Source organism: Rhodopseudomonas infernalis, from assembly GCF_022271405.1.
In the GTDB taxonomy this organism is placed as follows: Bacteria; Pseudomonadota; Alphaproteobacteria; order Rhizobiales; family Xanthobacteraceae; genus Rhodopseudomonas; species Rhodopseudomonas infernalis.
On the sequence record NZ_JAJNAL010000003.1, the window covers coordinates 194065 to 208933 of the forward strand.

10 protein-coding genes are annotated in these 14869 nt (G+C 64.9%); 5 read left to right on the plus strand and 5 right to left on the minus strand.

Features of this window, described 5'->3' with window-relative positions; all coding sequences use genetic code 11:
* Window positions 1-4: 4 nt before the first annotated feature.
* Entirely contained in the window at window positions 5-1912 is a 1908-nt protein-coding gene (locus tag LPW26_RS04310) for an extracellular solute-binding protein (protein WP_238733044.1), read from the minus strand.
* A 302-nt stretch (window positions 1913-2214) separates the two neighbouring features.
* Complete coding sequence (locus tag LPW26_RS04315) at window positions 2215-2766, minus strand: c-type cytochrome (RefSeq protein ID WP_238733045.1); 552 nt, start codon at window positions 2764-2766, stop codon at window positions 2215-2217.
* Window positions 2767-2976: 210 nt separating this feature from the next.
* Here LPW26_RS04315 and LPW26_RS04320 point away from each other — a divergent pair, with 210 nt between their 5' ends.
* Window positions 2977-3714 (plus strand): 3-deoxy-manno-octulosonate cytidylyltransferase, encoded by a 738-nt coding sequence (locus LPW26_RS04320; RefSeq protein ID WP_238733046.1) that lies wholly within the window; start codon window positions 2977-2979, stop codon window positions 3712-3714.
* 60 nt (window positions 3715-3774) lie between these two features.
* Window positions 3775-4638, plus strand: a complete 864-nt coding sequence (locus tag LPW26_RS04325) for a prephenate dehydratase (protein WP_238733047.1) — start codon at window positions 3775-3777, stop codon at window positions 4636-4638.
* A 108-nt stretch (window positions 4639-4746) separates the two neighbouring features.
* On the opposite strand, the gene LPW26_RS04330 is transcribed toward LPW26_RS04325, so the two are convergent.
* On the minus strand, window positions 4747-5763 hold the full coding sequence (locus tag LPW26_RS04330; RefSeq protein WP_238733048.1) for an LLM class flavin-dependent oxidoreductase: 1017 nt from the start codon (window positions 5761-5763) through the stop codon (window positions 4747-4749).
* A gap of 431 nt (window positions 5764-6194) precedes the next feature.
* On the opposite strand from LPW26_RS04330, the gene metF reads away from it, so the two are divergent.
* The 3 genes from metF (at window position 6195) to metH (ending at window position 11460) form a co-directional block, all read left to right on the plus strand.
* Window positions 6195-7082, plus strand: coding sequence for a methylenetetrahydrofolate reductase [NAD(P)H] (gene metF, locus LPW26_RS04335; RefSeq protein WP_238733049.1), 888 nt, complete (start codon window positions 6195-6197; stop codon window positions 7080-7082).
* A gap of 83 nt (window positions 7083-7165) precedes the next feature.
* Window positions 7166-7567: an endonuclease domain-containing protein gene (locus LPW26_RS04340; protein ID WP_238733050.1), complete on the plus strand. Its 402-nt coding sequence runs from the start codon at window positions 7166-7168 to the stop codon at window positions 7565-7567.
* Window positions 7568-7578: 11 nt separating this feature from the next.
* Window positions 7579-11460 (plus strand): methionine synthase, encoded by a 3882-nt coding sequence (gene metH, locus LPW26_RS04345; RefSeq protein ID WP_238733051.1) that lies wholly within the window; start codon window positions 7579-7581, stop codon window positions 11458-11460.
* A 40-nt stretch (window positions 11461-11500) separates the two neighbouring features.
* Here the strand turns inward: metH and LPW26_RS04350 are convergent, their stop codons facing one another.
* A complete protein-coding gene (locus LPW26_RS04350) occupies window positions 11501-13555 on the minus strand; it encodes a HAMP domain-containing methyl-accepting chemotaxis protein (protein WP_238733052.1) in 2055 nt (684 codons plus the stop codon).
* Between the two features lie 40 nt (window positions 13556-13595).
* Entirely contained in the window at window positions 13596-14396 is an 801-nt protein-coding gene (locus tag LPW26_RS04355) for a carbonic anhydrase (RefSeq protein ID WP_238733053.1), read from the minus strand.
* Window positions 14397-14869 lie beyond the last annotated feature (473 nt).

Sequence of the window (14869 nt, forward strand, 5' to 3'; positions counted from 1 at the left end):
CTCCTCAAGAGCGCCGACCGATCTTGGCGGCCTTCTCGGCATCGTACCACCACAGCGTCGGCAGGCCCGAGCGGGCGTATTTCGGCAGTTCGGCGTGGCTGAAGCGATCCCAGCGCGCGTAGCGCATGAAGCCGTAGGTGAACTGCGGCACGACGTAGAAATTCCACAGCAGCACGCGATCGAGCGCACGCGTCGCCGCCACCAGCGTGGCGCGGTCCGTGGCGAAGATCACCTTTTCAATCAACGCATCGACCGCAGGGTTCTTGATCCCGATGGAGTTGCGCGAGCCCGGCTGATCGGCCGCCTGCGAGCCCCAATATTCGCGCTGCTCGTTGCCAGGCGACAGCGACTGGCCCCACAGGTCGGTGATGATGTCGAAGTCGAAGGCGCGGATGCGGTTCTGGTACTGCGCATCGTCGACCACGCGGATCGACACGGTGACGCCAAGCCGTTCCAGCGACGGCTTGTAGAACAGCGTGATGCGCTCCGACGACGGATCCTGAACCAGCATCTCCACCGTCACCGGCTTGCCGGACGGATCGACCAGCTTGCGGTCCTTGATGTCGAAGCCGGCTTCCTTCACCAGCCGCATCGCCTCGCGGAGATTGCCGCGCACCGCCTCGGGATTGCCACCAACCGGGTTGGTGTAGGGCTGCGTGAACAGCTCGGCCGGCACCTTGTCGCGCACGGGTTCGAGGATCGCCAGCTCGGCGCCTTCCGGCAGGCCGCTCGAGGCCAGCTCGGTACCCTCGAAGTAGCTGTTGATGCGCTTGTACTGGCCGTAGAAGAGCTGCTTGTTCATTTCCTCGAAATCGAACGCGTAGTTGAAGGCGCGCCGCACCCGGGCGTCCTTGAACATGTCGCGACGGGTGTTGAGGACGAAGGCCTGCATCCGGCCGGAGTCGTTGATCGGGAATTCCTCCTTCACCACGCGCTTGTCGGCGACTGCGGGGAAGTCGTAGGCCGTGGCCCACTGCTTGGCGGAATTCTCCATGATCCAGTCGGCCTGATCGGCCTTGAAGGCTTCGAGCGCGACGGTGTTGTCGCGGAAGAACTCGAAGCGCAGTTCGTCGAGATTGTTCTGGCCGATCCGCACCGGAAGCTGCTCGCCCCAGTAATCCTTGACGCGTTCGAGCACGATCGAGCGACCGGCGACGAACTCCTTGATGCGGTACGGGCCGGAGCCGAGCGGCTTCTCCAGCGTGGTGGCGGAGATGTCGCGCTTGCGGCCCTGGTCGTCGCTGCCTTCCCACCAGTGCTTCGGCAGGATCACCAGCTCGCCGACGATGGTCGGCAGTTCGCGATTGCCGGGGCCGTCGAACGTGAAGCGGATGTCGCGCTCGCCGGCCTTCTCGGCCTTCAGCACGTGGCGATAGTAGGAGGCGTAGCGCGGACTGAACTTCTTCAGCGACTCGAACGAGAACACCACGTCGTCGGCCGTCACCGGCTTGCCATCGTGCCAGCGGGCGTTGGCGCGCAGCCGGTACACGACCCAGGAGAAATCGTCCGGATGCGCGGCCGATTCGGCCAGCAGGCCATATTCGGTGCCGACCTCGTCCTGCGACTGGGTCATCAGCGTCTCGTAGAGATAGCCCACGGCCGGCGCGATGTTGCCTTTCACGCCCGCGACCGCGAGGTTGAAATTGTCGAATGTGCCGATCGAGATCTGCCGTGCGACGCCGCCCTTCGGGGCATCCGGATTGACGTAGTCGAACCGCTTGAAGTCGGCCGGGTACTTGACCTCGCCGAACAGTGAAAGCCCGTGCCGCCAGGTCAGTCCGGAAGTCAGCTTGTCCGCCTCACCCTCGGCCGCAGCAGGCACGCTCGCCAGCAGGCCGGAACCGAGGCAGAGGACCGGGGTAGCCGCTGCCACCGCGCCGGCCTGCAGAAGATGTCGTCGGGTCAATGTCACGATCTGGAATTCCTGTTGGCGTCGCACTGGCAAGATGGGATCTGAATCCAGGCTGATCTCAGCACATGGTCTCAGGATTTGGTTCTTAAGATTTGGACATCAAGGATCGCACTCAAGCCGCAATATAAGGCGAGGATTCGGCCGATTATGCCGGATTTGGCGAACGATAGCACCCCGCGCCCGGCGGCGTTGCGGCGAAACGTCCCGATCAGGACAGCGTGATCCGCAAGCAAAAACGGCCGGGGAGGCCCCGGCCGTTCGACAACATCGTCTGATCGATAGGTCAGCCAGCAGGCCGGCGGCTATTTGGCAGCAGTCGGGATCGCTTCGGGCTTGTCCGAATTCTTGTTGAGATAGGCGATCAGATCGGCCCGTTCCTTGTCGTTCGAAATGCCGGCGAAGCTCATCGCGGTGCCCGGAATGTAGCCCTTCGGGCTGGCGAGGAACTTGTTGAGCTCCTCGAACGTCCACTCGCCGCCCTTGGCCTTCATGGCGGCCGAGAAGTTGAAGTTGCGGCCCTCGCCGCGCTTCTCGCCGACGATTCCATAGAGGTTGGGACCGACGCGGTTGGGGCCGTCCTTCTCGAAGGTGTGGCAGGCGCCGCACTTCTTCGACGAAGCCATACCCTTGTCGACCGACGCGGTCTGCAGCAGCTTCTCGATCGGCTCCGAGGGCGCTGCAGCGGCGGCGTCCTTGCCCGGCGCCGGCTCGGCTTCCTTCACGGCGATCGCGAAGCCCTGCTTCTCAACTTTGTCCGGGGTGAAGATAGCCTTGGCGGCAAAATTCGTGAGCAGCAACACCAGACAGGTGGCAAGAACGGCGCCGAGAATCTTGTTCAGTTCAAAAGAATCCATGGTTCGCTCGCGCTCCCGTCAGACCGACGTCTGGATTGTTTTTAGTTTGCAGTCGCAACTGTTCTTTTCTGATGAGATATCGGTTTGCCCGTGCTCTGGCAACCCGTATAAGACCTGTCATTCGCGGCCTTCAACCAGCCTGATACCGTCCCGGTAATGGCCCTGGTCGGCCGGTTTTGCCATGAGGCGGGACTTGCACCCGCGCCCCCAATGACCTCACCGCGTACGCTCGTCCTGATCCCCGCCCGCATGGCCGCAACCCGGCTGCCCGGCAAGCCACTGCTCGACATCGCCGGCGCGCCGATGATCGTCCACGTGCTGCGCCGTGCAACCGCTGCCGGCATCGGCCGGGTCGCGGTGGCCACCGACACCCCGGCTATTGCCGATGCGGTTCGGGCGCATGGGGGCGAGGTCGTGATGACGCGCGCGGATCATCCGTCGGGCTCGGACCGCATCCACGAGGCGCTACAGACGCTCGACCCGGACCGCAGCATCGAAACGGTGATCAATCTGCAGGGCGACTTCCCGACCATCCGGCCCGAGCAGATCGGCGCGGTGCTGACACCGCTCGCCGACCCGGCGGTCGACATCGCGACGCTGGCCGCCAAGATCCATACCGAGGAAGAAGCCACCAATCCGAACGTGGTGAAAGTGGTCGGCTCGCCAATCGGCCCGAACCTGCTGCGCGCGCTGTATTTCACCCGCGCCACGGCGCCCTATGGCGACGGCCCACGCTATCATCACATTGGCCTCTATGCCTACCGCCGCACGGCGCTGGAGCGCTTCGTGGCGCTGCCGCCCTCGCCGCTCGAACAGCGTGAGAAGCTCGAACAGCTGCGCGCGCTCGAAGCCGGCATGCGGATCGACGTCGGCATCGTCGATGCCGTACCGCGCGGCGTCGACACCCCGGCCGACCTCGAAACGGCCCGCCGCGTGCTGGCCGGCTGAGCCCCCCTCTGGCGAAAACCGCTGCGGCTGCTAGAACGCCGGCCAGAAGCTAGGACTGCCATGACCAAGATCTTGAAAATCGCCTTCCAGGGCGAACCCGGCGCGAACTCGCATATCGCGATCAGCGACGCCTATCCCACCGCCGAGGCGATGCCTTGCGCCACCTTCGAGGACGCGCTCGCGGCCATCAGCTCGGGCGAAGCCGATCTCGGCATGATCCCGATCGAGAATTCGGTGGCCGGCCGAGTCGCCGACATCCATCATCTACTGCCGCAGTCCGGCCTGTTCATCGTCGGCGAATGGTTTCTGCCGATCCGGCATCAGCTGGTCGCGGTGCCGGGCGCCAAGCTCGAGGACATCAAGACGGTCGAGAGCCACGTCCACGCGCTCGGCCAGTGCCGGCGCATCATCCGCAAATTTGGACTCCGGCCGATCGTCGCCGGCGACACCGCCGGATCGGCGCGGATGATCGCCGAACGCGGCGACAAGAGCTGCGCGGCGATCTCGTCGCGGCTGGCGGCGCAGATCTACGGCCTCGACATCCTGGCCGAGGACATCGAGGACGAGGCGCACAACACCACGCGCTTCGTCGTGCTGGCGCGCGAACCGCGCTGGGCAGCGCAGGGCTCGGGGCCGCTGGTGACGACGTTTGTGTTTCGGGTGCGCAACCTGCCGGCCGCTTTGTACAAGGCGATGGGTGGCTTCGCCACCAACGGCGTCAACATGACCAAGCTGGAAAGCTATATGGTCGACGGCAATTTCTTCGCGACGCAGTTCTATGCCGATGTCGACGGCCACCCCGAAGACCGCAACCTTGCCTTCGCACTGGAAGAACTGAAATTCTTCTCGCGCGAATTCCGGATCGTCGGGGTCTATCCGGGCCACCCGTTCCGGGCGACATTTATGGAGCGTTCAAGCTCCTAATCGTTCAAGGACTATCCCCGACATTGCGAGGAAGCAATCCAAAAGCGCCGTGCACAGGGCTGGATTTCTTCGCTACGCTCGCAATGACGACCTTGAAACGCTAGCAAATTAAGCTGCGGCCTGCTGCTGTTTGAAGGCTTCGGCGAGCAGCGTGTAGCTGCGCTTTCGCGCTTCGTGATCGTAGATCGCGGTGATGACCATCAGTTCGTCGGCCTGGCTGGCCTTGATCAACGGCTGCAGCATCTGCAGAACGGTCGAGGGGCTGCCGACGAACAGGCGCGAGCGGTTGCGGGCGATCGAGGCGCGGTCGGCGTCGGTCAGCGAATAGGCCTGCGCCTCCTCGATGCTCGGCAGCGGCACGTAACGGCCGCGATCGCGGAGCAGCCGACTGACGTCCATCGATAGCGCCAGCCGCTCGGCTTCCGCATCGGTTTCGCCGACCACCGCCGCGACAGCGAGGATGCCGTGCGGCGCCGTCCGCCAGCGCGTGGGCTGGAAGCGGGCTCGATAATGCGTCAGCGCCTCGACCGCATCGTAGGACGCGAAGTGATGCGCGAAGGCGAAGCCCATGCCGACCTGCGCGGCGAGTTCGGAGCTGTAGTCGCTGGAGCCGAGCAGCCAGATCGGCGGCAGCGGCACGTCGTTCGGCATCGCCATGACGTTGTTATAGGGATGGCCGGCCGGAAAGCCGCGCGTCTCCCACAGCGTCAATTCCTGCAGCCGTTCGAGGAAATCGTCGCCCTCGCGGATATCGAGCCGGCGACGCATCGCGTGCATCGTCGCCTGATCGGTGCCGGGCGCGCGGCCGATGCCGAGATCGATCCGGCCGGGGAACAGCGCCTCGAGCATCTTGAAGCGCTCGGCGACCATCAGCGGCGCGTGGTTGGGCAGCATCACGCCGCCGGAGCCGACGCGGATCCGCTCGGTCACCGCCGCGATCTGCCCGATCATGATCTCGGGCGCCGGGCTGGCGACCGACGGCAGGTTGTGATGCTCGGCGAGCCAGTAACGCTCGTAGCCGAGCCGGTCCGCATGGCGGGCCAGATCGATGGAATTCCGCAGCGCCGCCGCAGGCGGCGTGCCGGAGGTGACGACCGAGAGGTCGAGAATGGAAAGCGGCAGCATCCCGTTAAACTAAGATGCAGATGCATCTCGCGCAAAGGTATCGGGCCAGGAAATTCGCCGTAGGGGCTTCCCCGGTAGTGGGCAGAGCATCGGCCAGTGCGGAGCGCCTTCGGCGAACTCGGCCCACCGGCGGCTAAGCCGCTCCAACTTTCTCGATTTTGCGCACTGTTTGTCTCAGCAGGTGGGCCGCCCTCAGCCGCAACCTGCCCACTCTGTTCCATATAGACCTGCCATATATCGACCAAACCGGCTAAGGTGGGCAAATTCCCACGCGATTTTTGCCATCAGTGGGCTGGCTCCGCACCCGGGTTCGGCCTAGGTTTATGTGGCTATCGCAGTGCCACATGAAGACTGGGCCGGCGATGGGACGGATCGCTGTCCGAGCGGCGGCCGAAGCCGACAGACCCCGACCGCTATTCTGGATGCGTGACATGACCGAGCCGCTGCCGCATTTGCCCGCGATTTCCTTCGAGTTCTTCCCGCCGAAGACCGACGAGATGGAGCGCAATCTGTGGCAGGCGATCAGCCGGCTGTCGCCGCTGGCGCCGCGCTTCGTATCGGTCACCTACGGCGCCGGCGGATCGACGCGCGAGCGCACGCATTCGACGATCGCCCGCATCCTGAAGGAAACCAGCCTGACGCCTGCCGCCCACCTCACCTGCGTCGATGCGCCCTGCGCCGACGTCGACGACGTCGTGGAGCGCTACTACGAGATCGGCGTCCGCCACATCGTGGCGCTGCGCGGCGATCCGTCGAGCGGCCTGGGCGGCGCGTACACACCACATCCGCAAGGCTATCGTAGCTCGGCCGATCTGGTCGCCTCGATCAAGCGGCGGCATCCCGACATCGACGTCACGGTGTCTGCCTATCCGGAGAAGCATCCGGAGAGCACCGGCTTCGACGCCGACCTCGACATGCTGAAGGCCAAGGTCGATGCCGGCGCGACCCGCGCCATCACCCAGTTCTTCTTCGACAACGATCTGTACTTCCGCTACCTCGACCGCGTCCGCGCACGCGGCATCGATATCCCGATCGTGCCGGGCATCCTGCCGGTGCAGAACTTCAAGCAGGCCTCGAACTTTGCGACCCGCGCCGGCGCCAGCGTGCCGGACTGGCTGGCCAGGCAGTTCGAAGGTCTCGACGACGATCCTGACACCCGCAAACTGGTGGCCGCCACCGTCGCGGCCGGCCAGGTGCACAAGCTCGCCAAGCACGGCGTCGACACCTTCCATTTCTACACGATGAACCGCGCGGACCTGGTGTTCGCGATCAGCCACCTGCTCGGTCTTCGGCCGCAGGCGGCAAGGCAAGCCGCGTGAGTTTGCTACGACATTCTCCGCGCACACAGCGCGCTCCCTCTCCCCTTTGGGGAGAGGGTTGGGGAGAGGGGGCGCCGGCGCCGATGATCACTCGTACCGCACGTACACCGATGGCCCGGCGCCTTCGCGCCCAGCCGACGCAGGCCGAGATGCTGCTGTGGCGCCGTCTGCGCAATCGCCAGCTCGAGGGCTGGAAGTTTAAACGGCAATTTCCGATCGACCGCTTCGTCGTCGACTTCTGCTGTGCCGACGCAAGGCTCGTCGTCGAGCTCGACGGTGGGCAGCACGGGCAGCAGGCCGAGCACGATGCCGCACGGACGGAGGTGCTGTCTGCCATGGGCTATCTGGTCGCTCGGTTCTGGAATCATGACGTGCTGTCGAATGTCGACGGCGTGCTCGAAACGATTGCCCGAACGATCAGGCCGCATGCGTTCGATCCCCCTCACCCCAACCCTTTCCCCGATGGGGAGAGGGAGTCGCGCTGAGTATTTTGAAAATGTCGATTCCAACAAATCCGATCGCCGATCGTCTCTATGCCCTCGCCGCCGAACGCATCCTCGTGCTCGATGGCGCGATGGGCACGATGATCCAGGCGCGGCAGTTCGACGAGGCTGCGTTTCGCGGCGAACGCTTCAAGGACTTTCACCGCGACCTGCGCGGCAACAACGACCTGCTGATCCTCACCCAGCCGCAGGCGATCGAAGACATTCACGCCGCTTACTTGCGCGCCGGCGCCGACATCGTCGCGACCAACACCTTCTCGTCGACCTCGATCGCCCAGGCCGACTACGACCTGTCCGACATCGCCTACGAGATGAGCCGCGAAGGTGCCCGCCTCGCCCGCAACGCCGCGACCACGGTCCAGGCCGAGGACGGCAAGCCGCGCTTCGTCGCTGGCGCGATCGGCCCGACCAACCGCACCGCATCGATCTCGCCCGACGTCGCCAATCCCGGCTATCGCGCCGTGACGTTCGATGATCTGCGCACCGCCTATGGCGAGCAGATCAACGGCCTGTTGGACGGCGGCGCCGACCTGCTGCTGGTCGAGACCATCTTCGACACGCTCAACGCCAAGGCGGCGCTGTATGCGATCGCCGAGATCGCCGACGCGCGCGGCATCGACGTGCCGGTGATGATCTCCGGGACGATCACCGACAAATCCGGCCGCCTGCTCTCCGGCCAGATGCCGGAAGCGTTCTGGAACTCGGTGCGCCATGCCAAGCCGCTGACGATCGGCTTCAACTGCGCGCTCGGCGCCAAGGATCTGCGCGCCCATATCGCCGACATCGGCCGCGTCGCCGATACGCTGGTCTGCGCCTATCCCAACGCCGGCCTGCCCAACGAATTCGGCGAGTACGACGAGAGTCCGGAATACATGGCGGGTCTGGTCGGCGAATTCGCCGAAGCCGGCCTCGTCAACATCGTCGGCGGCTGCTGCGGCACCACGCCGGCGCACATCGCGGCGATCGCCGCGGCGGTCGCTCCGCACAAGCCGCGATCCATCCCGACCATCGAGCCGCGGCTCAGACTCAGCGGCCTCGAGCCGTTCGACCTGACCAAGGACATCCCGTTCGTCAACGTCGGCGAGCGCACCAACGTCACTGGCTCGGCGAAATTCCGTAAGCTGATCACCGCCGGGGACTACGCAGCCGCCCTGCAAGTGGCGCGTGATCAGGTCGAGAACGGCGCCCAGATCATCGACGTCAATATGGACGAAGGGCTTCTGGATTCCGAAGCCGCGATGGTCACCTTCCTCAACCTCGTCGCCGCCGAGCCCGACATCGCCAAGGTGCCGGTGATGGTGGACAGCTCGAAATTCACCGTGATCGAGGCGGGCCTGAAGTGCCTGCAGGGCAAGCCGGTGGTGAACTCGATCTCGCTGAAGGAAGGCGAGGAGAAATTTCTGCACGAGGCCAACATCGCGCGCCGCCACGGCGCCGCCGTGGTGGTGATGGCCTTCGACGAGACCGGCCAGGCCGATACGTACGCGCGCAAGACCGAGATCTGTAAGCGCGCCTACGACATCCTGGTCGAGCGCGTCGGCTTCCCGCCGGAAGACATCATTTTCGATCCGAACATTTTCGCGATCGCCACGGGCCTCGAAGAACACAACAATTACGGCGTCGATTTCATCGAGGCGACGCGCTGGATCCGCCAGAACCTGCCGTACGCGCACATCTCCGGCGGCGTCTCGAACCTGTCGTTCTCGTTCCGCGGCAATGAGCCGGTGCGCGAGGCGATGCACTCGGTGTTCCTGTATCACGCCATCAAGGCCGGCATGGACATGGGCATCGTCAACGCCGGGCAGATGATCGTCTATGACGACATCGACCCCGAGCTGCGCCAAACTTGCGAGGACGTGATCCTCAACCGCGATCCCGGCGCCTCCGAGCGGCTGCTGGCGCTTGCCGAGAAGTATCGCGGCCAAGGCAAGGCGGTGAAGGAGCAGGACCTCGCCTGGCGCAGTTGGCCGGTCGCGCAGCGGCTCAGCCACGCGCTGGTGCACGGCATCACCGAATATATCGAGGCCGACACCGAGGAAGCGCGGCAGCAGGTGGAGCGGCCGCTGCACGTGATCGAAGGCCCGCTGATGGCCGGCATGAACGTGGTCGGCGACCTGTTCGGCGACGGCAAGATGTTTCTGCCGCAGGTGGTGAAGTCCGCCCGCGTGATGAAGCAGGCGGTCGCCTATCTGATGCCGTTCATGGAGGAGGAGAAGGCGCGCAATCTCGCCGCCGGCACCGACCTCGGCGAACGCGCGACCGCCGGCAAGATCGTGCTCGCGACCGTGAAGGGCGACGTCCACGACATCGGCAAGAACATCGTCGGCATCGTGCTCCAGTGCAACAATTTCGAGGTGATCGACCTCGGCGTGATGGTGCCCGCCGCCAAGATCATCGAGACCGCCAAGGCCGAGAACGCCGATATCGTCGGCCTGTCCGGACTGATCACGCCGTCGCTCGACGAGATGAGCTTCCTCGCCGGCGAGATGCAGCGCAACGGCATGAACGTGCCGCTGCTGATCGGCGGCGCCACCACCAGCCGGGTTCACACCGCGGTGAAGATCGACCCGGCCTACCCGGCCGGCAGTGTCGTGCACGTCAACGATGCCAGCCGTGCCGTCGGCGTCGCCTCGTCGCTGCTGTCGCGCGAGCGCGGCCCGGGCTACGCGGCCGAAATCCGCACCGACTACGCGAAGATCACCGCCGCGCACCACCGCGCCCAGGCCGACAAGAAGCGGCTGTCGCTGAAGGACGCCCGCGCCAACGCGGCGAAGCTCGACTGGACCACGCACAAGCCGGTGAAGCCGTCGTTCCTCGGCGTCCGGCGCTTCGCCAACTATCCGCTCGCCGAGCTGGTCGAGACCATCGACTGGACGCCGTTCTTCCAGAGCTGGGAACTCGCCGGGCGTTTCCCCGCGATCCTCGACGATAAGGTGGTCGGCGAGACCGCGCGCTCGCTCTATGCCGATGCCCGCAACATGCTGGACCGGATCGTCGCAGAGGGCTGGTTCACCGCCAAGGCGGCGATCGGGTTCTGGCCGGTGAATGCCGTGGGCGACGACATCATCATCTACGCCGACGACAATCGCGACGCCTCGATCGGCGCGCTGCATACGCTGCGCCAACAACTCATCAAGCGCGAGGACCGTGCCAATACGGCCTTGTCGGACTTCATCGCACCGCGCGGCGTGCCAGACTACATCGGCGCCTTCGTGGTCACCGCCGGGATCGGCGAGGACGTCATCGCCGACAAGTTCAAGAACGCCGGCGACGACTATTCGTCGATCCTCGTCAAGGCGCTGGCCGACCGCCTCGCCGAGGCTTTCGCGGAACGAATGCACGCCCGCGTGCGCCGCGAGTTCTGGGGCTACGCGCCGGACGAGACGCTGGCGGCCGAAGACCTGATCCTGGAGAAGTATAAGGGCATCCGCCCCGCGCCGGGCTATCCGGCGCAGCCCGACCACACCGAGAAGGCGACGCTGTTCCGCCTGCTCGACGCCGAGGTCAATGCCGGCGTGACGCTGACCGAGAGCTACGCGATGTGGCCCGGCTCGTCGGTGTCCGGCCTGTATTTCAGCCATCCGGACAGCTTTTACTTCGGCGTCGGCAAGATCGAACGCGACCAGGTCGAGGATTACGCACGGCGCAAGGGCTGGAGCACTGCCGAGGCCGAGCGCTGGCTCGCCCCGGTGCTGAACTACATCCCCGATCGCGCGCCGGACGCGCCCCGCAACGACGAGGCAATGCCGCCGCTCGCGCCGGCGAACGACGCGATGCCCACCGCCGAAGAGATCAGCGACCTGCCGGCGCATCCGCCGGGCTGCAATTGCGCGGTGCATCTGGCCTGGCGCAAGACCGCCATCGGGGCGAAATAACCTTCGCCCTTCCCGCACCGCAGACCGCCCGCCGAGGAGCCTACGCAGCCCGCACCGTCGAGAGGAATGAAGAGACCTGCTCCTTGAGCATGTTGCTGTCCCGCGACAACGACTGCGCCGCAGACAGAACCTGTCCCGAGGCCGAGCCGGTTTCGGTGGCTCCACGCTGAACTTCAACGATATTGGACGACACTTCCTGCGTGCCGATCGCCGCCTGTTGAATATTGCGCGAGATCTCCTGGGTGGCGGCGCCCTGCTCTTCCACCGCAGACGCAATGGTCGATGCGATCTCCGACATCTTGGAGATGGTGCTACCGATCTCGCGGATCGCCAGCACGGACTGGTCGGTCGCCGACTGGATGCCGCTGATCTGCGCGCTGATCTCGCCGGTCGCCTTCGCGGTCTGTTCGGCCAGCGCCTTGACCTCCTGCGCCACCACCGCGAAGCCGCGGCCGGCCTCGCCGGCGCGCGCGGCTTCGATCGTGGCATTGAGCGCCAGCAGATTGGTCTGTCCGGCGATCTGATTGATCAGCTCGACGACGTCGCCGATCCGCGCCGCCGCCGCCGACAATTCGCCGACCTGCGCGTTGGTGTTCTGCGCTTGCGCCACGGCCTCGCTGGCGATCCGCGCCGATTCCTGCACCTGCCGGCTGATCTCGTTGACCGACGTCGCCATCTCCTCGGTGGCCGACGCCACCGAATTGACGTTGGTCGAGGCTTCCTCAGACGCTGCTGCGACCGCGGTGGTGACCGATTGCGTCCGCACCGCGGTCGAAGTCAGCGTCTCCGCCGATGCTTCCAGTTCGGTCGAGGCCGACGACACCGTCTGCACGATCTCACCGACCGCGCCCTCGAACTCATCGGCCATCCGGATCATCTCCTGCTTACGCACCAGCGCCACCTGCCGATCCTGTTCGGCCTTGGCCTCTGCTTCCGCGCGGGCCTTCTGCTCGGCTTTGATCTTGAAGGTCTCGACCGCCTGCGCCATGTCTCCGACTTCGTCCCCGCGGCCGAGGCCGGGCAACACGACCTGGAAATTGCCGTCCGCCAGCTCACGCATTCCGGCGCACAGGCCGACCACCGGCTTCGAGATCGCGCGACCGATCAGCAGCGCAAATGCGACGCCGAGGACCAAGCTGCCGACCGCGAGCAGCGCCACCAGCCGTTCGGTCGAGGCGATCAGATCGCTGGTCTCGTGCTCGATCTGCTTTTCTTCAGCCACGCCGGAAGCCTTGATGGCTTCCGCGTCCGCGGTTATTGCTCGCGCCAGCTTGGTCATCTCGCTGTTGCTGAGCGCCTCGATGGCTTGGGCATTGTCCGCCGCCTTGCGATACGCTCCGGCGTATTTCTCCACATTGGCGTTGACGTCGGCGAACAGGCGGCGGACGTCGGCGTCGACGATCGATGCCGAGAACGCAGCCATCGCGACCCTGAGCGCGGCCAACGCCTTTTCGGCGGCGTCGGCGGAGCTCTGCTCGTGGCGACCGAGCAGCTTGTTGACGTTGAGGCGGACCAGCAGCAACTGCTTCAACGCTTCGCCGGCGAGTACCATGTTGTTGGAGTTGCCGGACTTGATCACCGACAGCGCCTGCAATTCTTCGATCTCGACGCGCGACTTCGCCCCGAGCGGATCGAGCGTCTGGCGAACCAGGCTGTCCTGCGCCTGCCGGAGCGTGATCAGCTTCTCAAATCCGGCGCCGAACTGCTTGAAGCTCTGCTCGAGCTCCGTCAGCTTCTGACGGCGTTCCGGACTCTTGGTCGCAGCCGACGCCTCCTGAATCGACTGCGCGAGCGCCGCCTGCCGCTTCCTGGCTTCCTGCATCTCGGCCTCGTCGCCGGTCAGCGCATACTCGCGAACCAACCGGCGATAGCCGACGAAACCGCGCTCGATATCGCGCGCCATGCCGACCACCGTCACGCGCTGGATGAAGGTCTCGAAGCCGTCGCTGACCTTGCTGAGCCCGCGATACGACGTCGCCGCCAGAATCGCCGTCAACGTCAGCACCAAGGCAAAGCCCAGCATGATCTTGGTATTGATGCGGCGATCAGTAAAGAACCCAAACAGACTCGGAGCTGTGGGGGTCGCTGAGGACATTGTCGTCACCTTGAGGCTGAAGTTGAAGGATCGATTGCGATCAGAAACTCTCGATCAGAAATCGGCGGTTACGCCGCTGCACCGGTCGCGCGTTGCCCTGGAACAGCGCTGCGAAGCGCTGGATCTGAGCCGGCGACAATTCGATCGGCTCCCTGAACACCGTCCAGGTCAGCCCCTCGGAGCACGGCGGCGTGGTCAGCGAGCCCATGTAGCGAAAGGTGCCGCCGCTTCTCGGCAACACCGCCGCCGGATCGATCGTGCCGGCCACCCTCACTTCGGGGCCGGCCGTGGCGGGCAACTGATCGAACACCGCTTTCAGCGCACCGTTTTCGGCGCCGGGCCGGATCAGCACGCCGGTCACCGCCAGCATCCCGTCGGCCGACTTGTGCAAGAAATGGCATTCCATCTCGAAGCGCTTGCCGGCCATCAGATGTTCGCTCGGATGATGGAAGTGAAACTGCAGCAATTCGTAGCGCACGCCGTCGATCACGCAGGCCGAGCCGGGATCGGCGTTGACCTGGATCGTGTGACCGTTGTTGACGATGCGCAGCGGCATCGCCTTGTAGTCGTGCTGTGACGCTCCGGGATCGCCCTTGATGCCAGCGACAAGATCGATCGGCGTCTGCTCGGCGCCGAGCCGACACATTTTGTAATCGGCCTGCAGGTCGCCCCACTTGTCGGGCGCACCCTCGCCTTCATATCCCCAATGCGCAGCAGCCGGGCCGCCGTGGTCCGCCGATCCGCCGCCATGGCCGGCTGTCTCGGCGAAGCTCGCGCCCGCCGTCGCACAACAGGCACACGCGATGAACCCACGTAAAACCGACCTTCGATCGACCGCCATGTACTTTTTCCCGGCTCTCAGAGCATGATTGCAATGACCGAAACATTCGCGCGAAGTCGCTTAGTGCTCAATGCGTAGACTTACCAACGACACCCACGAATTCGATCGCTGCTTAAGCAACCACGAATTTCGCACAGGCATCCACGCGCCGACATTTCATCGAAATTCATCTCCGGCGCACCCGCCCTTGATCGAGCCAAATCAATCGGGGCTACGCACAATCGCGATGATGATGGCAATTTGCTGCTAATTTTCCGTTTGCGCAGAGAGCGCAACTATCATCGCAATACCAGATTTGGCGACTCGAACGCCGCCCCAGTTCTGGTAGAACTACGTAGACTTGATGACCGCGCGCGCATCGTGTGGCGCAAGTATCTCATGTCGCGACCGCCCTGGAATACTAGGTCGCCCGCTTTCGCGGGCGATGACGTAGGAGGATGGGGTGCCCCTCGTCCGCGACGTCGAACCGATTC